At 74.5% G+C, this 19565-nt stretch carries 18 protein-coding genes and 2 pseudogenes; 11 read left to right on the top strand and 9 right to left on the bottom strand.

Annotated features, from left to right (window positions below):
- The 5 genes and pseudogenes from OG361_RS01375 to OG361_RS01395 all read left to right on the top strand — a co-directional run bounded on the left by OG361_RS01375 (position 1) and on the right by OG361_RS01395 (position 4908).
- Entirely contained in the window at positions 1-1581 is a 1581-nt protein-coding gene (locus OG361_RS01375) for a mucoidy inhibitor MuiA family protein (RefSeq protein ID WP_405851416.1), read from the top strand.
- A 144-nt stretch (positions 1582-1725) separates the two neighbouring features.
- Positions 1726-2989, top strand: a pseudogene (gene mgt / locus OG361_RS01380) (macrolide-inactivating glycosyltransferase).
- A 308-nt stretch (positions 2990-3297) separates the two neighbouring features.
- Positions 3298-4161 (top strand): ABC transporter ATP-binding protein, encoded by an 864-nt coding sequence (locus tag OG361_RS01385; RefSeq protein ID WP_405851417.1) that lies wholly within the window; start codon positions 3298-3300, stop codon positions 4159-4161.
- Between the two features lie 128 nt (positions 4162-4289).
- Positions 4290-4565, top strand: a pseudogene (locus tag OG361_RS01390) (ATP-binding cassette domain-containing protein); the annotation flags it as partial.
- A 112-nt stretch (positions 4566-4677) separates the two neighbouring features.
- Positions 4678-4908 carry a hypothetical protein gene (locus OG361_RS01395; RefSeq protein WP_405851418.1) on the top strand — a complete coding sequence of 77 codons (231 nt, stop codon included), beginning with the start codon at positions 4678-4680 and terminating at the stop codon, positions 4906-4908.
- Positions 4909-4991: 83 nt separating this feature from the next.
- On the opposite strand, the gene secD is transcribed toward OG361_RS01395, so the two are convergent.
- Together secD and OG361_RS01405 are read right to left on the bottom strand one after the other, a co-directional pair.
- A complete protein-coding gene (gene secD / locus OG361_RS01400; RefSeq protein ID WP_405851419.1) occupies positions 4992-7307 on the bottom strand; it encodes a protein translocase subunit SecD in 2316 nt (771 codons plus the stop codon).
- A 146-nt stretch (positions 7308-7453) separates the two neighbouring features.
- Entirely contained in the window at positions 7454-7915 is a 462-nt protein-coding gene (locus OG361_RS01405; protein WP_405851420.1) for a hypothetical protein, read from the bottom strand.
- Between the two features lie 312 nt (positions 7916-8227).
- Between OG361_RS01405 and OG361_RS01410 the strand changes: the two genes are divergently transcribed.
- On the top strand, positions 8228-8953 hold the full coding sequence (locus OG361_RS01410) for a lysophospholipid acyltransferase family protein (protein ID WP_405851421.1): 726 nt from the start codon (positions 8228-8230) through the stop codon (positions 8951-8953).
- A 93-nt stretch (positions 8954-9046) separates the two neighbouring features.
- On the opposite strand, the gene OG361_RS01415 is transcribed toward OG361_RS01410, so the two are convergent.
- Positions 9047-9466: a DUF4345 domain-containing protein gene (locus OG361_RS01415; protein WP_405851422.1), complete on the bottom strand. Its 420-nt coding sequence runs from the start codon at positions 9464-9466 to the stop codon at positions 9047-9049.
- A gap of 79 nt (positions 9467-9545) precedes the next feature.
- Between OG361_RS01415 and OG361_RS01420 the strand changes: the two genes are divergently transcribed.
- A complete protein-coding gene (locus OG361_RS01420; protein ID WP_405851423.1) occupies positions 9546-10154 on the top strand; it encodes a TetR/AcrR family transcriptional regulator in 609 nt (202 codons plus the stop codon).
- A gap of 29 nt (positions 10155-10183) precedes the next feature.
- Here the strand turns inward: OG361_RS01420 and OG361_RS01425 are convergent, their stop codons facing one another.
- Positions 10184-11245 carry an enoyl-CoA hydratase/isomerase family protein gene (locus OG361_RS01425; protein ID WP_405861997.1) on the bottom strand — a complete coding sequence of 354 codons (1062 nt, stop codon included), beginning with the start codon at positions 11243-11245 and terminating at the stop codon, positions 10184-10186.
- Between the two features lie 125 nt (positions 11246-11370).
- Here OG361_RS01425 and OG361_RS01430 point away from each other — a divergent pair, with 125 nt between their 5' ends.
- Positions 11371-11802 carry a cupin domain-containing protein gene (locus OG361_RS01430; protein ID WP_405851424.1) on the top strand — a complete coding sequence of 144 codons (432 nt, stop codon included), beginning with the start codon at positions 11371-11373 and terminating at the stop codon, positions 11800-11802.
- 63 nt (positions 11803-11865) lie between these two features.
- Here the strand turns inward: OG361_RS01430 and OG361_RS01435 are convergent, their stop codons facing one another.
- The 5 genes from OG361_RS01435 to OG361_RS01455 form a co-directional block, all read right to left on the bottom strand.
- A complete protein-coding gene (locus OG361_RS01435; RefSeq protein WP_405851425.1) occupies positions 11866-12654 on the bottom strand; it encodes a 4-hydroxy-tetrahydrodipicolinate reductase in 789 nt (262 codons plus the stop codon).
- A 199-nt stretch (positions 12655-12853) separates the two neighbouring features.
- Positions 12854-13537 carry a GNAT family N-acetyltransferase gene (locus OG361_RS01440; RefSeq protein ID WP_405851426.1) on the bottom strand — a complete coding sequence of 228 codons (684 nt, stop codon included), beginning with the start codon at positions 13535-13537 and terminating at the stop codon, positions 12854-12856.
- A gap of 284 nt (positions 13538-13821) precedes the next feature.
- Positions 13822-14535 (bottom strand): ribonuclease H, encoded by a 714-nt coding sequence (locus tag OG361_RS01445; RefSeq protein WP_384574109.1) that lies wholly within the window; start codon positions 14533-14535, stop codon positions 13822-13824.
- A gap of 86 nt (positions 14536-14621) precedes the next feature.
- A complete protein-coding gene (locus OG361_RS01450) occupies positions 14622-15539 on the bottom strand; it encodes an AAA family ATPase (protein WP_405851427.1) in 918 nt (305 codons plus the stop codon).
- A gap of 2 nt (positions 15540-15541) precedes the next feature.
- Positions 15542-16750, bottom strand: a complete 1209-nt coding sequence (locus tag OG361_RS01455; RefSeq protein ID WP_405851428.1) for an RNA ligase — start codon at positions 16748-16750, stop codon at positions 15542-15544.
- 202 nt (positions 16751-16952) lie between these two features.
- Here OG361_RS01455 and OG361_RS01460 point away from each other — a divergent pair, with 202 nt between their 5' ends.
- The 3 genes from OG361_RS01460 to OG361_RS01470 all read left to right on the top strand — a co-directional run bounded on the left by OG361_RS01460 (position 16953) and on the right by OG361_RS01470 (position 19541).
- The gene (locus tag OG361_RS01460) at positions 16953-17369 is read left to right on the top strand and encodes a hypothetical protein (RefSeq protein ID WP_405851429.1); all 417 of its coding nucleotides are present in this window, start codon (positions 16953-16955) and stop codon (positions 17367-17369) included.
- Between the two features lie 165 nt (positions 17370-17534).
- Entirely contained in the window at positions 17535-18116 is a 582-nt protein-coding gene (locus OG361_RS01465) for a dienelactone hydrolase family protein (RefSeq protein WP_384574097.1), read from the top strand.
- Between the two features lie 204 nt (positions 18117-18320).
- Positions 18321-19541, top strand: coding sequence for a YncE family protein (locus tag OG361_RS01470; protein ID WP_405851430.1), 1221 nt, complete (start codon positions 18321-18323; stop codon positions 19539-19541).
- The last annotated feature ends 24 nt before the right edge of the window (positions 19542-19565 follow it).

Consider the following 19565-nt stretch of genomic DNA (forward strand, 5'->3'; position numbering starts at 1 on the left):
ATGTCCACGGCCCCCAACCCGGCCCCGGCCCCGCAGCCGATCGCTCTCCCCGTCACCGCCGTCACCTGTCTGGAGGACCGCGCCCACGTCGAACGATCCACCGTGCTCGACCTGGAGGCCGGGATCCAGCGGCTCCGCCTCGGGCCGGTCAGCGCGCTCGCCGTCGACCGGACCCTCCACGCCGAGCTGACCGGCGAGCACCCCGCGACCGTGCTCGACGTGCGGATCGTCCGCACCTGGACACCCCGGGGGCCGTCGCCGGCCACCGACGAGGACTCCGTCCTCCGGCGGCGCGTCAAGGCCGTCGAAGAGGAACAGACGACCGTGGAGCGGAGCCGCGACCGGCTGCGCACCCGCCTCGACCTGCTCGGCCGGCTCGCCACCGATCTGCTCCGGGAGATCGGTGAGGGAACCGGCTCCGGGGAGTCCGAGCGGTCCCGCTGGGCCCGCGAACTGGACCGGGTGGACCAGGAGCGCGACGAGTACGGCGAGCGTCTCCGGGCCGCGGAGGCCCGGCTGACGGCTCTCGCGGCCGAACTCCGCGCCACCGAGCGGGCCATGGACCTCTCCGAGGAGGAGCCCGCGGAACTGCTCGGCCACGTCGAGCTCACCGTGGAGTCCGCGGCCGCCGGGCGGGTCGGGCTGCGCCTGAGCCATCTCACCCCGTGCGCACTGTGGCGGCCCGCCTACCGGGCCGTGCTCGACGGGGACTCCCTGACGCTGGAGACCGAGGCCATGGTCTGGCAGCGCACCGGTGAGGACTGGTCGGACGTACGGCTGACCCTGTCGACGGCCCGCTCGGCGCTGGCCACCGACCCGCCGCGACTGGGCGAGGACCGGCTGACGCTCAAGGACCGCTCCGCGGCGGAGCGTCGTACCGTCGACGTCGAGCTCCGCGAGGAGGAGATCGGGGTTCTCGGCCCGACGCCGGTGCTCGGTCTGCCGGGGGTGGACGACGGCGGCGAGACGCGGGTGCTGAGAGCCCCCGCGCCGGTCTCGGTGCCCGGCGACGGCCGCGCCCACCGGGTGCCGCTCTCCGCGTTCACCACGGCCGCGCACAGCGAGTACGCCTGCTCACCCGAGTTGTCCCCGCTGGTCACGCAGGCGGTCCGGTTCGACAACCTGTCCGGACACGTGCTCCTCGCGGGCCCCGTGGACCTGGTGCGCGGCAGCGGATTCAGCGGGCGGGGCACGCTCGACTTCACCGCCCTCGGCGCCCCCGTCGAGCTGGCCTTCGGCAGTTGTGACGACCACGGTGTCGTCCGGCAGGCCGAGGAGACCCGGGACACCACCGGAATCACCCAGCGGACCGTGGTCACCCGTACGGTCCGGCTGCACCTGTCCCGGTTCTCCGCCCCCGGGGAGCGTGGCGAGCGGGTGGTCGCCCTGCGGGAACGGATCCCGGTCTCCGAGGTCTCGGCGGTGGAGGTGCGCCTGCTCAAGGACGCGTGCTCCCCGGCGCCCGACGTGGTCGACGCCGAGGGGATCGCCCGCTGGGACGTCGCGCTCCCGCCCGGCGGCCGGCGCACGGTCACGCTGGTCTACGAGCTGTCGGCGAGTTCCAAGGTCACCGGGCTCTGACTCCGGCGGGCCTCGGCGTCGGCAACTCGGCGCCCCACCCCCGTACCGACCCAGGCCCTCGTGCCAACCCGGCCCCGCCCTCGCCCGCCCTCGCCGCGCCCGTTCGCGACGAGGGCGGCGCGCTGTGTCCGTGCGATCTTCGCGATCAAACGAGTAGACGATACGTATCGTCTCGCTTATGGTGGAGGGCATGACCACTGCCTCCCCCGCACACATCGCCATGTTCTCCATCGCCGCCCACGGACACGTGAACCCGAGCCTGGAGGTCATCCGCGAGCTCGTCGCGCGCGGCCACCGCGTCAGTTACGCCATCCCCGCCTCCTTCGCCGAGAAGGTCGCGGCGACCGGGGCCACGCCCGTCGTCTACAGTTCGACCCTGCCGACCGACGACGACCCCGACGCCTGGGGAACGGAGCTGATCGACAACATCGAACCGTTCCTCGCCGACGCCGTGCAGGCGCTGCCGCAGCTCGCCGAGGCCTTCGCGCAGGACCGGCCCGACCTCGTGCTCCACGACATCACGGCCTATCCGGCCCCCGTCCTCGCCCACACCTGGGGCGTGCCCGCGCTCTCGCTGTGGCCGAACCTCGTCCCGTGGGAGGGGTACGAGGAGGAGGTCGCCGAGCCGATGTTCGCCGAGCTCAAGGCCTCGCCGCGCGGCAAGGCGTACTACGCGCGGTTCGAGGCGTGGCTCGCCGAGCACGGGGTCGACACCCACCCGGACCGGCTGATCGCGCGGCCGCGACGCGCGGTCGTGCTCATCCCCCGGGCGCTCCAGCCGAACGCCGACCGGGTCGACGAGTCCGTCTACACCTTCGTCGGCGCCTGCCAGGGCGAGCGCGCCGAGCAGGGCGAGTGGCAGCGGCCGGCGGGCGCGGGGAAGGTGGCCCTGGTCTCGCTGGGCTCGGCCTTCACCAAGCAGCCCGACTTCTACCGGGCCTGCGTCGAGGCGTTCCGCACCCTGCCGGAGTGGCACCTCGTCCTGCAGATCGGGAAGTTCGTCGACCCGGCCGAGCTCGGCGAACTGCCGGACAACGTCGAAGTGCACTCCTGGGTACCCCAGTTGGCGATCCTGCGGCAGGCCGACGCCTTCATCACCCACGCCGGCGCGGGCGGCAGCCAGGAGGGTCTGGCGACCGGCACCCCGATGGTCGCCGTCCCGCTCGCCACCGACCAGTTCGGGAACGCCGACATGCTCCAGTCGCTGGGGGTCGCACGGCACCTGCCACTGGAGGAGGTCACTCCCGAGCGGTTGCGCGAGGCCGTCCTCAACCTCGTCGGCGACCCCGAGGTGGCCCGCAGGGCCGCCGTGATCCGGGAGGGCATGGCCAGGGAGGGCGGTACGCGGCGCGCGGCGGACCTCGTCGAGGCCGAACTCGACCGGGGCGGGCGCACCGCCACCCCTTAATGAAAACGATTGTCATGATGCTAGGGTCAGGGGCCCCGCACGCCACTCCCACGAGGACCCCTGTGTCTCCCTGCCCGAGAACCCCCGTCACCGCTCCCGTCACCGCCCCCTCTCCGTCCTCGCCGGCTCCACTGTCCCCGTCGACTCCGCCGACTCCCCCCGCCCTGGCGGCCCTGTCGGTCCTGCTCCGAAGGAAGGTCCGGTCCCTTGCCGCCCGTAGCCGCGTCGCATGAACCCCTGCTCCACGTCGAGGACCTACGGGTCGGCTTCCCCGGCGGCGCCCCCGCGTCCGCGGGGTCGGTTTCGACGTGTACGCCGGTGAGGTGCTCGCCCTGGTCGGCGAGTCCGGCGCGGGCACGTCGCTGACGGCGCGGGCGGTCCTCGGCCTGACACCGCGTGGGGCGGCGGTCTCCGGCCGGGGGGCGCTGCGCGGGGCGCCGGTCACGGCGGCCGATCTGGGCCGGTGGCTCGCGTGGATCCCGCAGGACGCGATGTCGGCCCTCTCCCCCGTCCACCGCGTCGACAGACAGCTCGCCCTCGCCGTACGGTCCGAGGCTTCGGCGACACCCGGGGCGCGCCTGCGGCGGGGCGAGGCGCGGGCGGTCGCGCGGCGGGCCCTGGCGGACGTCGGCCTCTCCGGGAGGGCGGCGTCGGCGTATCCGTACGCGCTGTCGGGCGGCATGCGCCAACGCGCCGTGATCGCGATGGGATTGGTCAACCGGCCGGAGCTGGTCGTGGCGGACGAGCCGACCACCGCGCTCGACCCGGCGCGACGCGAGCAGGTGCTCGGGCTCCTGCGGGAGCGGTGCGCGGCGACGGGGGCCGCGCTCCTGCTCGTCAGCCACGACCTGGCGGCGGTCCGGCGGCACGCCGACCGGGTGGCCGTGATGTACGCGGGGCGCCTGGTCGAGACGGGCCCCGCCGCGCAGGTCCTCGGGCAGCCCCTCGCCCCGTACACACGGGGTCTGCTGGCCTCACTGACGGCGCCCGGGCTGCCGCGCCGCTCCCGGCTTCCCGCGCCCGACGGGGTTCAGCCGCCTCCTGGGTCGGTGGGCCGGGGCTGTGCCTTCGCTCCGCGCTGTGCGCACACCACCGCCGTCTGCCGGGGCGAGGAGCCCGGGCCGCGGCCCGTCGACGGGCGTCTGATCGCCTGCCACCACCCGCCGGACTGACCCGCCGGGGAGGCCGGGAAAGCCGGGCACGTCAGGGAGCCCTGGCGCGTCGGGGAGGTCGCGTGAGCACGCTCCTCGACGTCCGGGAGCTCGCCGTGCGGCGTGGTGGTCGCACCGTCCTCGACGGTGTGACGTTCACGGTCGCCGCCGGGGAGACGGTCGGCCTCGTCGGCCCCTCGGGCTGCGGCAAGTCGGCGACGGCCGCCGCCGTGCTGCGGCTGCTGCGTCCCGACTCCGGCTCGGTGCGCTTCGCCGGAGTCGAGCTGACGACGCTGCCGGAGCGGCGGCTGCGCGCGCTGCGGCCCCGCTTCCAGCCGGTGTTCCAGGACCCGTACGGTGCGCTCGCCCCGCGGCGCCGGATCCGCGACCAGATCGCCGAGCCGCTGCGGGTGCACGGGCTGTGGTCGCGCGCGGACGGGCCCGCGCGGGTCCGGGAGTTCCTCGGCCTCGCGGGTCTGGAGGAGGCCCTCGGGGACCGGCTCCCCCCACGGACTGTCCGGCGGTCAGTGCCAGGGGGTGGGGATCGCCCGCGCCCTGGCCATCCGGCCGGAGCTGCTCGTCCTGGACGAACCCACGTCGGCGCTCGACCCCTCGGTGCGGGCGGGGATCCTCAATCTGCTGATGGATCTTCAGGACACCCTGGGCATCGCCTCCCTGTCCATCTCCCACGACCTGCCGACCGTGCGGCACGTCTGCGATCGCGTCCTGACCCCGCGCGACGGCCGGCTCCTGCCGTCGGCCCGGTGAACGGGCGTACCGCCCGGCTCGCGGCGGCCCGTCGCCCTTCCCGTACGGGAGGCCGACAGGTCGCCGCGGGCGCGGTCGGACGGTCAGACCACGGCGCCCGAGCGCTCGCGGCCCGAGCCGGCCCGCTGCCTCGGGGTGGCTTCGCCCCGGGGCGCCGGGGCGGGATGGCGGGCCTCCAGGGCGACCGCCAGCGGCATCGCGGTGAAGACGGTGGACGCCATGCCGATCACCACGCCGGCGAGCAGGGCGACGGAGAAGTCCGTGAGCGAGTCGCCGCCCAGGACGGCGAGCGCGACGAGGACGAAGAGCGCCCCCATCCCGGTGTTGACCGTGCGCGGGAGGGTCTGGGCGACGGCCCGGTCGGCGAGGTCGGGGAGCGGGACTCCGCCGCCCCTGCGCCGCAGTTCCCGCAGTCGGTCGAGGACGACGACGGAGTCGTTGACCGAGTAGCCGACGACGGTCAGCAGCGCGGCCAGGAAGACGCTGTCGACCGGCTTGCCCAGCCAGGCGAACAACCCGACGACCAGCAGCACGTCCTGGGCCATGGCCGCGACCGCGGCCGTCGCGTAGGTCCAGCGGAACCGTACGGTCAGGTAGAGGAGTTGCGCCGCCACGGCCAGGCCGAGGGCGATGAGGGCGTGGGTGCGCAGCTCCCCGCCGAGGCTCGGTCCGACGAGGTCGTCGCGCTCCACCGCCACCGGGCCGGCGACCCGGGTGAGCGCCTCCCGGATCTCCCTCTGCTCGCCGTCCCCGGTCTCCCGGGTGCGTACCGAGACGTCGTTGTCGCCGGTCGTCTGCACGACGGCGTCGGAGAAGCCCGCGCCGACGACGGCCGCGCGAGCCGTGTCGGCGTCCACCGGGCGTTCGGCCGTGTACTGGACGACCCGGCCGCCGGTGAACTCGACGCCGAGCTCCACGCCCCGGACACCGATCCCGACGAGCGCGACCATCAGGAGCGCGGCGCAGCCGGTGAGCCAGCGCCGGCGACGCGCCATCAGGCGGGGCACGCGGCGGTTGAGCCGCTTCCGCAGCCGGCCGAGGCCGGCGATGCCGGTGACCGCGGGCCGCCGGCGGACGGCCGGCAGGCGCAGCGCCCACTCGGCGAGGAGCCGGGTGATGACCATCGCGGTGAGCATCGAGGCCACGACGCCGATCGCGAGCGTCACGCCGAAGCCCTTGACCGGGCCCGAGGCGAAGACGAACAGCAGGCCCGCCGCGAGCAGGGTCGTGACGTTGGAGTCCGCGACCGCGCTCCATGCCTTGCCGAACGCCGTCGCCACCGGACGGCGCGGATCGCGCTCGGCGGCCGGGCGGCCGAGGGCGGCGTACTCCTCCCTGGCCCGTTCGAAGACCAGGACGTTGGCGTCGACGGCGATGCCGACGGCCAGGACGAAGCCCGCGAGTCCGGGCAGGGTGAGGGTGGCCCCGAGAGCGACCACGGCGGCGTACGAGATCAGCCCGTACAGCAGGAGGGCGGCGGTGGCGAGGAGGCCGAGGAGCCGGTAGACCGCGATGACGAAGACTCCGGTGCAGGCCAGGCCGATCACGGCGGCGAGGGCGCTGGCTCGGATGGCGTCGGCGCCGAGCGTCGGGCCCACGGTGCTCTGTTCGACGGTCGTGACCGGGACGGGCAGTGCGCCGCCCTGGACGAGCGCCGCGAGATCGCGCGCCTCCTGTGCGGAGAAGCCTCCGGTGATCTGCGCGGAGCCTCCGCCGATGCCCGCCCCGCAGGGGACGCCGGCCTGCATGCCGGGGGCGGAGACGATCCGGTCGTCGAGGACGATCGCGACCCTGCGGGCGGGATCCCCAGGCGCCGCGCAGGCGGCGTCGCCGGTGAGCCGGGCCCAGGTGCCCGCGGCCCCGTCGCGGAAGGTGAGGTCGACCGTCCAGCCGCGGCCGTTCACGGTGTCGAGCACGGCCTCGGCCTCCTCGACACCGTCTCCGGTGAGCGCGGGTGCGGCCAGTTCGAGGAAGCGTCCCGGTGCGTCCGGGTCGGCGAGGACGCGGGTCCCGTCACGGTCCGCGGCTCCGGCCGGGCCTTCGGCGGCGCCGGTGACGGAGTGGAGGGTGAGTTGCGCCGTACGGCCGATGACCTCGGCGGCCTGGCGCGGGTCGCGCAGTCCGGGGAGTTCGACGACGATGCGCCGCTCGCCGGAGCGGGCGAGCGAGGGCTCCGCGACGCCGAGGCCGTCGACGCGCTTGCGGAGCACTTCCAGGGCGCGGTCGGTGGCCGCCGCGTCGGCTCGGACGGTGGGCGTGTCCTGGGTCTCCAGGACGATGCGGGTCCCGCCGCGGAGGTCGAGGCCGAGGCGGGGCGGGGTGGTCAGGGTGATCCAGAGGGAGAGCGCGACGACGGCGAGCGCGAGGAGCGCGCGCCAGAGCACGGCACGAGAGGACATGGGTGACTCCACGGGCGGCGCACGGCGGCGGGCGACCCGATGCCGGGTCGTCCCTGCCGTCCGTGCCGGACGAACGGTCGGATACGCGCCGAAGACGGACCGGTCCGGGGCATGCCTGTGGCCCGGACGGCGGGCGCGGGAGAACGTCAGCTGTGCCGGGGAGAGGGAGGGCCGCGGGGATCCCGCGGGTGGTGGCGGTCGCCGGGCGGCGCGCGCTCACGGCGGGGATCGCCCGCGAGGACGCCGCGGGCGGGTACGGAGAGGTCGACCGCCGCGGCGGTCGGCGCTCCGGGTGGCGCGGGGAACCGTACGGAGTGCTCTACCGCGGCCGGGAGCCGGACGACGGCGACGGGCGCGAGGTGCGGTTCCGGCGGCGCGGCGAGGTGCCTGGCGCCGGGGGCGGAGCCCGGTGACGCGGTGAGGTGCGCCGGGGAGGACGTGAGGGGCGCCTGGGATGCCGTGGGGGGCGTCGGGCCGGGGGCCGGGGACGCCGTGACCGCGGGGGTGGGCGCGGCCTGGGCGCCCGGTGCCTGGAGCAGGAGGAGGGACCAGAGCACGCAGAGGAGTACCGGCAGGAGGGCGGTCAGTCGCCGCGCGGCACGTGCCACCGGTCACACCCCTCCCCGTACCCCGTTGTTCCGCTGTCCCGTTGTCCGATGAACCGCCGCCCACCGGACCGCTGTCCGTCGGACGACCGTCCTGCCGGCCTGCCGTCCCGTGGGCCTGCCGTCCCGTGGGCCTGCCGACCGGTTCCTTCGGGCCTCAGCGTAGACGGGGCGGAAATGGAGCCGGGCACCGCCTCGCTCGATGGGAGTGCTGCTACGCACCCCGGTTGAGTACGCGTGCTCATGCCGGCGCCGCGGGGCCTCGGGACGATGGGTCCTGTCACCGCTTCGTCCTCGGATCCAGGGGGCCCGCCCGTGCTCAGCCGTATCGCAGCGAACCTCGTCCCGTTCTTCGGGCGACTCACCGTCACCACCGACCCCGGTGCCCGCCTCGAACCCGGCAGCATCCTCGTCGTCAACCACACCTCGCTCGCCGACCCGGCGCTGGTGCTCGCCGCGCTCCGCGGGCGGTTGGCCGTCGAGCCCGTCCTGCTGGCGGCCGCCGGGCTGTGGCGGGTCCCGGTCCTCGGCCGGGCCCTGGCCCGCGAGGGTCACGTGCCCGTCCACCGGAACTCCGCCCGGGCCGCCGCCGCCCTCGACCACGCGGCGGTCGCGCTGGCCTCGGGGCGGCACGTGATGCTGTACGCGGAGGGCCGCATCCCGCCCCGCCGGGACGCCGCGGAGAACCCGCCGGAACTGTTCCGCACCGGGCTCGCGCGGCTGGCGCGGGCGACCGGCGCTCCGGTCGTCCCGATCGGTCAGGCCGGGGCCCGCCGGATCACCTCGGGAGGACGGACGAAGCAGATCGCCGGTGTCCTCACGGCACCCGTCCGCAGGCCGGGGCTCCACGTCCACATCGGTACGCCGATCCGGCTGCCCGAGGACGTGGCGGCGGCGACCGCCCTGGCCCACGGCGCCGTGACCGAGGCCTGGCGGACGGCGGCGGGCGCCCTCGGCGAGCCCGCGGCCCTCGGCCACGAGCAGGGGCCCGTCACGCCGTCGCGACGGGGTCGGCGCTGGTCGGCACGACGCCGGGGCTGACACGATCCCTGTGGCTCACACGGCAGCCGTGGCAGACGCGACCGCTGTGGCTGACACGGCCGCCGGGATCGAGGCATGTGCCGGCGCCGCCGGTCAGGCGGTCGCACTCCCGGCACCCGGCGAGGCCGGGTGGGCCTTCTCCTCCGCGTCCGCCAGCCAGAACAGCAGGGGGGAGAGGGCCAGTTCGAGGGCGGCGAGCCCCACCTGGAAGCCGTGGGGCCACCCTTCCACGGCGAGCGAGAGGACGCGCCCCACGGCTCCCAGCAGGAACACGGCGGTGAGCCATCGGACGGCCGCCGCGGGGATGGGCCGCCGCCTGGCCGTCCAGAGCCAGGCGAGGCCGTACCCGGCGAAGATCGCCCCGAAGAACCGGCCCAGGCTGTCGATCGTCGGGCCGGCGGACTCGGCGCCGGGGATCGAGGCGTTGCCCAGCACGACGTGGACGAGTCCGATCGCCACGCACGCGTACCCCATCGTCAGAACGAGCCCCCGAAGCACCTTGGCTCTGGTCATGTCCACAACCCCCGTCAACTAGACACGTGTCGAGTAGCGTACGGCCCCTTACTGGATACATGTCAAGTAGAGTGACGGGGTGCCTCCTCGCCGACGCCTCAGCCCCGCCGACCGCCGCACCCAACTCCTCGGCGTCGCCGCGCGGCTCTTCGCGGCGCATCCGTACGACCTCGTACGGATGGAGGACGTGGCCGAGCAGGCCGGGGTCTCCCGCGCGCTGCTCTACCAGCACTTTCCCAACAAACGCGACCTCTTCGCGGCCCTGTACCGGGAGGTCTCCGAGCAACTGCTCGCCAAGACGCGGCTCGACCCCGCCGACACCCTGGTCGAGCAGCTCGTCGAGGGCCTGGACGCCCATATCGAGTACTTCGCCGAGAACCGCAACACCGTCCTCGCGGCGAACCGCGTCCTCGCCGGGGACCTCCTCGTCCAGACGATCATCGCCGACGAACTCGACGCCCTGCGCGAGCGCCTGCTCGGCGTCCTGCCGCTCACCGACGCGCGGGCCAGGGAGGCCGTGTCCGGCGTGCTGAAGAGCTGGCTGGTCTTCGTGCAGGTGCTGTGCCTCGACTGGCTGACCCACGAGACCTGCACCCGCACCGAACTGCGCGACGTGTGCGTCGGCGCGGTCCTGGGCGCGCTCCGGCCCCTGCTCGACGAGGACCCGGCCCCCGACTGGCCCCGCTGACAGGGGGCGGCGGTCGGCCGGTCGACGGGCTACGCGGGCGGAAGCGTTCCCGCCAGGCCGAGGTCGCCGCCCGGCGGGGGCGCGAAGAAGCGGGTGAGGTCCGCGGCCGAGACCTCGGGGAGGGTCGGCGGCGTCCAGTGGGGGTCGCGGTCCTTGTCGACGACCTGGGCGCGGATGCCCTCGACGAGGTCGGGGGTGGTCAGCGCCGCGCAGGAGACGCGGAACTCCAGGTCCAGGACCTCCTCCAGGGTCCCGAGGGCGCGGGAGCGGCGGAGGGTGGCCAGGGTGGCCTTGAGCGCGGTCGGGGACTTCGCGAGGAGGGTGGTGGCCGTCTCCTTGGCGGCGGGGACGCCGGTGTCGAAGAGGCGCTCGACGATCGCCTCGACCGTCTCGGCCCGGTAGCAGGCGTCGATCCACTCCCGCTGCTCGGCCAGGACGCCCGGCGGGGGCGTCACCGTGTGGCGGGAGACGGCCTCGTCGGCGGGCAGCCGGGTCAGATCCCCGGCCAGGGCGGGCAGTTCGGCGGAGGGGACGACATGGTCGGCGAGGCCGGTGAGGAGGGCGTCGGCGGCGCCGATGGGGCTGCCGGTGAGGGCGAGGTGGGTGCCGAGTTCGCCGGGGGCGCGGCCGAGGAGGTACGTGCCGCCGACGTCCGGGACGAAGCCGATGCCGGTCTCGGGCATGGCCACCCGGGAGCGTTCCGTGACGACACGGACGGAGCCGTGCGCGGAGACGCCGACCCCGCCGCCCATGACGATGCCGTCCATGAGGGCGACGCAGGGCTTCGGATAGCGGGCGATGCGGGCGTTGAGCCGGTACTCGTCCCGCCAGAAGGCCGCGGACGCCGTGCCGGCGGCGCGGGCGTCGTCGTGGATGGCCCGGATGTCGCCGCCCGCGCAGAGGCCGCGTTCCCCGGCGCCCTCGATGACGACCGTGGTGACGGCCGGGTCGTGTTCCCACGCGGTGAGTGCCCGGTCGACGGCGAGGACCATGGTGTGGGTGAGCGCGTTGATGACGCGGGGGCGGTTCAGGGTGACGAACCCGGCCCGGCCCTCCGTGCGGAGGAGTACGTCGGGCGTTCCGCTCTCCACGATCACTCGGTCCCTTCCCTCGGCGATTCGCTGTCCCGGCCACCGTACCGGGCCGATGTCGGCGGCCGGCGAGGGGTGCGGCTCGATCTGATCGAACAGCGGGGGCGGGCTGTTGTACTGCGGGCATGGCGGATCAGAGGCAGTGCACGGTGGTTCGTACCGGCTCGTACGAGGGGGTCCAGGGGGGCGTGTTCGGGGCGGGTGTCAGCGCGCAGTCGGCGGGGGCGGAGGGGCTGTGCCTGCACCGGCTGGTGATGCCGGCGGGGACGCGGGGGCGGCCTCACCTGCACGAGGGCCACGAATCAGCCATCTACATCGCGTCGGGGCAGGTCGAGGTCTGGCACGGGCCGGGGCTCGCCGAGCACGTGGTGCTCGCGGCGGGCGACTATCTCCACATCCCGGCGGACACTCCGCACATGCCGGTGAACAGCGCCGACCAGGACATGGTGTGCCTGGTCGCCCGCACCGACCCGGACGAGCAGGAGGGTGTACGACTCCTGGACCTGCCCATCTGGCTGGAGTCGCGGGTGGGACCGCTGCCCGTCGGGGCCGGCTGAGCGTCGGGGGCGGCGAGGGCGGAGGGGCCGGTGCCGGCTGAGCGTCCGGGGCGCCGGATGCCCTCAGCCGCCGAAGAGGAGAGAGTCGAGGCCCCGGCGGACGCCCGGGGCCTCGTGCGCGTGGCGGGCGGCCAGGAGCGTGCCCGTGACGTACGGGTCGGGGTCGTGGCGCATGACGAGGCGCTCGCCGGGACCGCCGAAGACGATCTCGGTGGTGACCGAGTAGCTGGGCAGCCGGACGGAGTGGACGCGGGTGCCGGCGATCTCGGCGCCGCGCGCCTCGACCGGGCCGTGCAGGTCCTGGAGCGGGACGGCGGGTGTGGGGGTGCGGACGGCGCCGAGGGTCTCGGCCAGTTCCCGGGCGGTGCCGCTCGGTACGTCGGGCTTGGTGGCGCTCGCGTAGTCGATGATCTCCCAGTGGTCGAGGTGCTCGGCGGCGAGGGCGGCGGAGCGGCGCAGGAGCGCGGCCATGACGGAGAAGTTGCCCGCGGCGATGACGCCGGCGCCGTGGGCGCGGGCGAGGGCGTCGAGCTCCTCGTAGTCGTCGGCGGTCAGGCCGCTGGAGCCGACGACGGCGTGGACACCGGCCCGGACGGCGGTCCAGACGTTGTCCTTGACGGCGGCGGCGCTGGTGTAGTCGATGAGGACGTCGACGGGCGCGGAGTCCAGGGCCTCGGCCACCGTGGCGTAGACCCTGCCGTCGGCCGACGAGCCGACGGCGTCCGCGAGGGTCCGGCCGGCCGCCGAGCGGGAGACGCCGGCGGTGAGGGTGAGGTCGTCGGCCGCGTCGAGGGCGGCGACGAGTGGAGGCGCGGTCCAGCCGGTGATGCCGGCGAAGCAGACGTGGATCATGCCCGTCACTGTAGGCACCGGGAGTGTGTGTGAGGGCGGGAAGGACTCATCCGCTTCTCGCGGATCCTGATTGCACGGTGCACGGTCAGACATCAACCGCTACCCCGCGTCCTCCATGTTGAGTCCTTCCCGTCCCTTCCATGGAACCACCGCTCCGCGGAGGGCGCGAGCGCCCGCCCGAGCGGTGGTTCCGGGAGGGTCAGGCCGGGAGCAGGTCCTGGGGGACGCGCACCTGGCGGGGAGTCGCCATGCGGAGTTCGACGATGTCGCGGACCGTGGGCCACTCCTCGTCGAGGATCGAGTAGAACGCCGTGTCACGGACCGCGCCGTCGAGGCCGCGGGAGTGGGCGCGGCGGACACCTTCGCAGGTGGCGCCGAGGCGTTCGATCGCGATCCGGGAGCGGGTGTTGCGGGCGTCGGCGCGCATCGTGATGCGCCGGACGCCCCAGGCTTCGAAGGCGTGCCGGAACATCAGGTACTTGGCCTCGGTGTTGATGCCGGTGCCCCGGGCGTCGCCGGCGATCCAGGTGTTCCCGATCTCGACCGCGTCCGGGACGGCGGTCAGGGGATCGCCGTGGGGCAGGCCGGGAACGGGGGGCCAGATCAGGGGGCCCCGCCAGTAGTCGAGTTCGAGGAAGCGGGTCGAGCCGATGACTCGTTCGTCGTCCGTACTGATCAGGGCGAAGGGCAGGCACCGGCCTGCCGCCTGATCGGTGAGGGCACGAGCGATGTAGTCGAGGGCCGATTCCAGGCCATCGGGGACGGGGGTGAAGGCGTAGGCCGATCGGTCCGCCCCGCCGGCCCGGGCGAGGGCTTCGGCGTGCCGCATCGCCAGCGGCTCCAGGCGCACGGAGCGCCCGGTCAGGAGAACAGGTACTGGCACGGAACCTCGGGTCTTTCACGGGCAGGGAAAGCTCCCGCTGCGGGGTGGCCGCAGCGGCAGCAGGAGGGAGGTTCTCGCCGGGTGCCGATCACGTCAAGAGCGACAAACAAGCAGGTAAAACGGTTCGTCACCGCTGCGAGGAGGACAGTATGCAGCCACAACCGCTCGGAGAACAGAACCCGGAACGAACCCGGGCGCACGCGTGGGTGAAGCCTGTCGCGCGCCCTGGTTCGTCGGTCTCACGGGACGGACGAAGCCTCCCGCCAGTCGGACGCCCGGCCCGCTCAGACGCAGGTGGGATGGCCCCAGCCGTCGGCGTTCTTCGCGATGGTCTCGCCCTTGTCGTACGCCTTGCCGCAGCGGCAGCGGCCGGGGAATTTGGCCTTGAGCGTGCCGCCGTTCGGGCGACTCCGACGGGCGGAGGAGGAGCCCGAGCGGGCCGGGGACGCACCGGACGAACCGGAGGGCGTGGAGGAGCGCGTACGGGGCGCGGAGGAGCGCGTCGCGGGTTCGGGCGGGGGCAGCGGGGCGCCGGCGGCGGAGCCGATGGGCTCCTGCGTACGGGCCGAGTGGCTGGCCGCGCGGTCGGCGGCGTCGTTCAGCGGGTCGCCGTCCACCTGGTGGGCCGGGACGTAGACGAAGTGGACGTCCCGGCCGGTGAGCAGCGCGTCGATACTGACGACGAGCTCCTTGTTGGCGACGGGGGTGCCGGCCGCCGTCTTCCAGCCCTTGCGCCGCCATCCCGGGAGCCAGGTCGTGACCGCCTTCATCGCGTACTGCGAGTCCATGCGGACCTCGGCCGGCACCGCCGGATCGAGGTGTTCGAGCAGTCTTTGCAGGGCCGTGAGTTCGGCGACGTTGTTCGTCGCGCGGCCGAGGGGCCCGGCCTCCCAGCGGTCGACCGCTCCGTCGGCGCCACCGATGACCCAGGCCCAGGCCGCGGGGCCGGGGTTTCCCTTCGACGCGCCGTCGCACGCCGCGATGATCTTTTCCACCATCCCACGATCCTGACACGGCGGCGGGGGTGGGCGGTCCCACCCCCGCACCGCCGGTCCGCGGGCAGGCCCTGGCGGGCGGCCGCCGGTCAGAAGTTGCCGTAGTTGACCTGCCAGGTGGGCAGGCCCATGTGGCGCCAGAGGGCGACGACGCGGTCGCGGTCGTCCAGGGAGACGCGGACGGCGTAGCGGTGGCGTACGTGGGCGTCGAAGAGCTCCGCCTTCACGATGTCGTCGCCGCGGCCGTCGTCGGAGGCGCGCATCCACAGCTCGTCGTAGGGCACGCCGTGGCGGGCGAGCCAGGCCTCGGTGATCTCGCGGTGGTCCTCGCTGCGCCCGGACAGCAGGACGATCCGGTCTCTCTCGGCGTCCCGGAAGGCGCGCAGGGCGTCGCGGACGGAGCCGTTCAGGAGGTCGAGGTCGCAGCGCGTGAAGTCGTACGGGCCGCGGTCGCCGCGCAGCGCGAGCGTGCCGTCGATGTCGCACATGACGGCCGACGGGAGGGCCGGGTCGGGGACGTAGAGCGTACCGACGGGCGTGCCGCCGAGCCACTCCGCGGTGAGGCGCCAGCCGCCTCGGGTGGCCTTGGCGTGCTTGTCGGCGAGGATCCGGATGATCTCCTCGCCGACGGGCCGCTCGCGGGCCGCGTCGCGGCGGACGCACTCGTCGACCGGCACGTCGGTGAAGTCGTGGACGACGAAGGTGACGGGCCGGCCGGCGACGGCGGCCTTGAGCCGCTTGGGGATGTGCGGGGTCAGGTGGGTGTTGTCGATGACGACGTCGAACCCGTCGTCGACGGCGGCCCGGACGGCGGCGTCCTGGATGTCGAGCACGGTCCGCTCGTGGGCGTGCGAGCGGCCGCGCTCGGGGGCGGGCACGTCGAGCATGGTCCGGAGGTCGTCGAGGTTGACGCGGCGTACGCGCCCCTCGGCGGCGGCCTGGAGGGCGCGGGCGGCCGTCGTCTTCCCGGAGGCCGGGAGGCCGGTCATGACATGGACGACAGGCACGGTCAGTTCTCCTCGTCGCGAGTGAAGGGGTCGGTGGCCTCGGGGCGCAGCTGGCGCCAGACGAGGAGGTCGGTGGAGCGGTCGTCGAGGCGCAGGAAGAGCAGGGCGCGCAGGGCCCGGTCGGACACACCCGCGGCGGCGCGGGCGAAGGCGGCGCGGTCGCCCGCGAGGTGGGCCAGCTGCCCGTACGTCTCGTCGAGGGCGCGCTCGCGGCGGGCGGCGGCCGCCTCGAGACCGCCGATCACCTCACGCACCCAGGCGTCGAACTCGTCGGGTACCTGGTCGAGGAGGGCGTCGAGCGGCTTACCGCCGGAGGCCTCGACATCGGAGACGGAGCAGCCGAGGCCCTTGGCCAGTCGGCCGGCGGGCAGGCCGGCGAAGCGCTGGATGCCGTGACCGCGCCAGATGTCCCGCTCGGTGACGCCGGTGAGCACCTTGTGGAGGCGTACGTACTCGGCGAGCTTGGCCTTGGCGCGGACGCCGGAGGCGAAGCGGAGGACGAAGCCCTCGGCGTCGGTGCCGGTGGCCGGGGCGCCGCCCGGGAGGGTGTTGGACTCCGTCAGGGCGACCAGCTCGTCCACGGTCATGGCGGGCCAGACGCGGACGACGGAGCCGATGGGTCCCCAGGCTCCCGCGGCCTCGTCGAGGGGTGTCTCGGTGCCGTCCGGCCCGAAGGCGGCGAGCAGGACGAGGTCCCGGCGGTCGCCGTAGTTCACGACGATGCGGTTCTGCGGGTAGAGGATCTCGGCGAGGTAGGTGACGCCGGGGGTCAGGCCCGTGGTGTCGGCGGCGTCCAGGTGGCGCTGCGCCCAGGTGGCCTGGGTGCTGGTGAAGGAGCCCTTGGAGGCGACGCGCCAGCGGCCGGCGTAGTGGAAGACGACGGCGAGGCTGCCGTCGACCTTGTCGTACACCTCGAAGGGCTCGTCGGGCAGCGGCGGCGCGTAGGGGCGGCCGGCGGCGTGCTCGGAGAGGTTGAAGAACTTGGGGAGGGGCAGCGCGACGATCCGCCCGGTGGTGTCGTCGGCGACGAGTCCGCGGCAGCGGGTGGTGGCCCGGTTCCAGCGCTGTTCGTACTGGCACGCGCGCGTGTACGTGTAGATCGACAGCGGCAGCTCCGGGTGGCGCTTGCGGGTGATGTGCCCGGCCGTGAGAGCGTCGTCGAGCTCTTCGGGCGCCATCAGGTCGTGCAGAGTCAGGGTCGCCTGGCTCATGGGGTCCCTCCCTTTAGGTCCGATGATCCATTCTCGGGGCGGGGCGGGCCGGAGGACACCGAATATCCCCGTCGAGGGCCGAGCGGGGCCGGGATCGGGCACTCCGGCGGGCTCCCCGATCCCGGGCGTGTCGGTGGTGCCCCGTAGACTCGCCGTCTCCCCGTCGGTGACGGAACCGGCGCAGTCGAAGGAAGCGAGCCCCATGAACCACGCGGACGGCACGGCACCGATCTACGCCGAGCTCATACGGGAGCGGGGGGATGTTCCGGGTGACGTCCGCCAGGTCGCCGAGGAGGTGCTGCGGGACCTCAGCCGGGTGATCCAGCTTCCGCCGCAGGGCGTCCAGGGACCGCAGGGAGGCGTCGCGCACGCCGGTGTCGGCGGGCCGATGGGCCCCGGCGGACACCCGGGCGCGCCGATGGGACAGCAGGGTGGCATGCAGCAGGGTGGCATGGGGCAGCCGGGTGGCATGCAGCAGGGTGGCATGGGGCAGCCGGGCCCGATGGGCCAGCAGGGCTCGATGGGCCAGCAGGGTTCGATGGGGCAGGCCGGCGCCATGGGCACCGCCGCCGCCATGGTGCAGGCGGGCGCCGTCGTGCCGCACCGCCCGATGCGCTGACCGAGCACACCCAGAGCCGCACACCCCCCGAGCCGCACACCCCACGCCCGATCCCGGGCCGCCTTCGGCGGGCCCGGGCGTTGTCAGTGGCGTAGGTCATGCTGCCTCCTGTGACGGCCCGTGCCACCACGGACGGGCCCCGTACGGTGACAAGGGGATGACGACATGGCCGAGGTTCTGCTCTTCCATCACGCGCTCGGGCTGACGCAGGGGGTCGGCGCGTTCGCCGACGAGCTGCGGCGGGCCGGTCACACGGTGCACGTGCCCGACCTGTACGAGGGGCGTACCTTCGACGACCTGGCGGCCGGGCTCGCCCACGCCCAGGAGGTCGGCTTCGACACCTTCGTGGAGCGGGGCGAGCGCGCCGCCGAGCAGCTGCCGGCAGAAGTGGTGTACGCCGGATTCTCGCTCGGCGTGCTGCCCGCGCAGAAGCTGGCGCAGACCCGGGCCGGGGCGCTCGGCGCCCTGCTGTTCAGCGCCTGCGTGCCGGTGAGCGCGTTCGGCCCGGCCTGGCCGGAAGGCGTCCCCGCGCAGGTGCACGGGATGGCCGGGGACCCGTACCTGGTCGACGACGGGGACCTGGCGGCGGCGCGCGAGCTCGTCGCGGACGCCGGGGACCGTGAGCTGTTCCTGTACCCGGGGACCTCCCACCTGTTCGCGGAGCGCGGCGCGGCGTCCTACGTGCCGGAGGCGGCCGGACCGTGTGTCGAACGGGTCCTCGGCTTCCTGGCCGGCCTCAAGGTCTGAGACCGCGTACGGAGCCGGGGCGGGGCGGTGTCCGGCGAGGTGGGGTCAGCCGATCGGCCGACGCCGGTGTCGTCCGTCCCGCTCTCCACCGGAGGCCGGGCGGCGGACCGTACGGGAACGGGAGCGGACGGAGGATCGGGGCAGGCGCGGAGACCGCCTCCCGGGTGGTGCCCTCCGCGTGTGTCCCGTACCGAGGAGTCCGACATGACGAAGTTCCGCCGCGCGTACCGTTCCGCCCGGTTCCTCGTGCCCGGCGCGGTGGCCGTCGCCCTGCTCGCGGGCTGCGCGCAGGGGTCCGGCGGGGCGGCTGCGGCCTCCGGCACACCGCAGAGCGCCCCTCCCACCGCCGGAGCGGCCGACGCCGCCAGGCCGGCCGACCCCACCAAACCGTCCGTCACCGTCACCCCGGCCCCTTCCGACGCCTCGGCCTCCTCCGCTCCGGCCGGACGGGCCGCTCCCGGCACCCTGCTCGTGACCGACTTCGGCTCCGACACCGTCACCTTCGTCGACCCCGCGCGCGGCGCCACGGGCTCCGTGAAGGTCGGCACCGCTCCGTACGGTCTGGTCGTGGGTGCCGACGGGCGGGCCTGGGTGGCCACCGCCGAGGGGGTGGCGGTCGTGGACACGGAGCGCCGGGAGCGGCTGGCCCTCGTCCCGTACCGCACGGGAACCGGTCCCGTGACCACGGGCGAGTACCGGGGCGGCGGCATGGGCATCGCGCTCTCGCCGGACGGGCGCCGGGTGTACGTCGGGGTCAACGTGCCCGGCGGCAACGGCACCCTTGAGGTCGTCGACACGGCGGCCCTGCGGGTCACGGAGACGGTGCCGGTGGGCCGGCGCCCCTTCGACGTGGACGTGTCCCGGGACGGCGCGGAGGTGTACGTGACGAACCACGACTCCTTCGACGTCACCGTCGTCGCGGCCGGGACTCTGAGCCCCCGGCGCGTGGAGGTCGCCCCGTACGGGACGGAGGGCGGGCTCGGTTCGTGGCTCAAGCCGCACTACGCGGCGGTACGCCCCTCGGACGGCAGGCTGCTGCTGCCCTTCGAGGGCGAGCGGCTCGCGGTCGTCGATCCCCGCACGGGCCGGACGACGATCGAACCGATGACGGCCGACACCCACCAGCACGGCGCCACGGTCACCGCCGACGGGACGCTGCTCACCGTGGGCACGGGGCCGATCGACCCGGACGTGGACAAGGGGCCCTCGCTCACCGTGCGGACGCCCGGCGGGGCCGAGCGGGTCTACCCGCTGGAGGGACCCCATGAGAGCGTGGCCGTGTCCCGGGACGGGCGCACGGCCTATGTGACCGGGGGATTCACCCGGGACGGGTACTGGGACGGTCTGACCGTCGTCGACCTCGACTCGGGTGACACCCGCCGTCTCCCGGCGGGCTCGCGTCCGCTGGGAATCGTGGTCCTCTGAGCCGGTGATTCCCTAGGGGGACAC

Origin of the sequence: Streptomyces sp. NBC_00090 (assembly GCF_045160815.1) — a bacterium.
Lineage (GTDB): Bacteria > Actinomycetota > Actinomycetes > Streptomycetales > Streptomycetaceae > Streptomyces.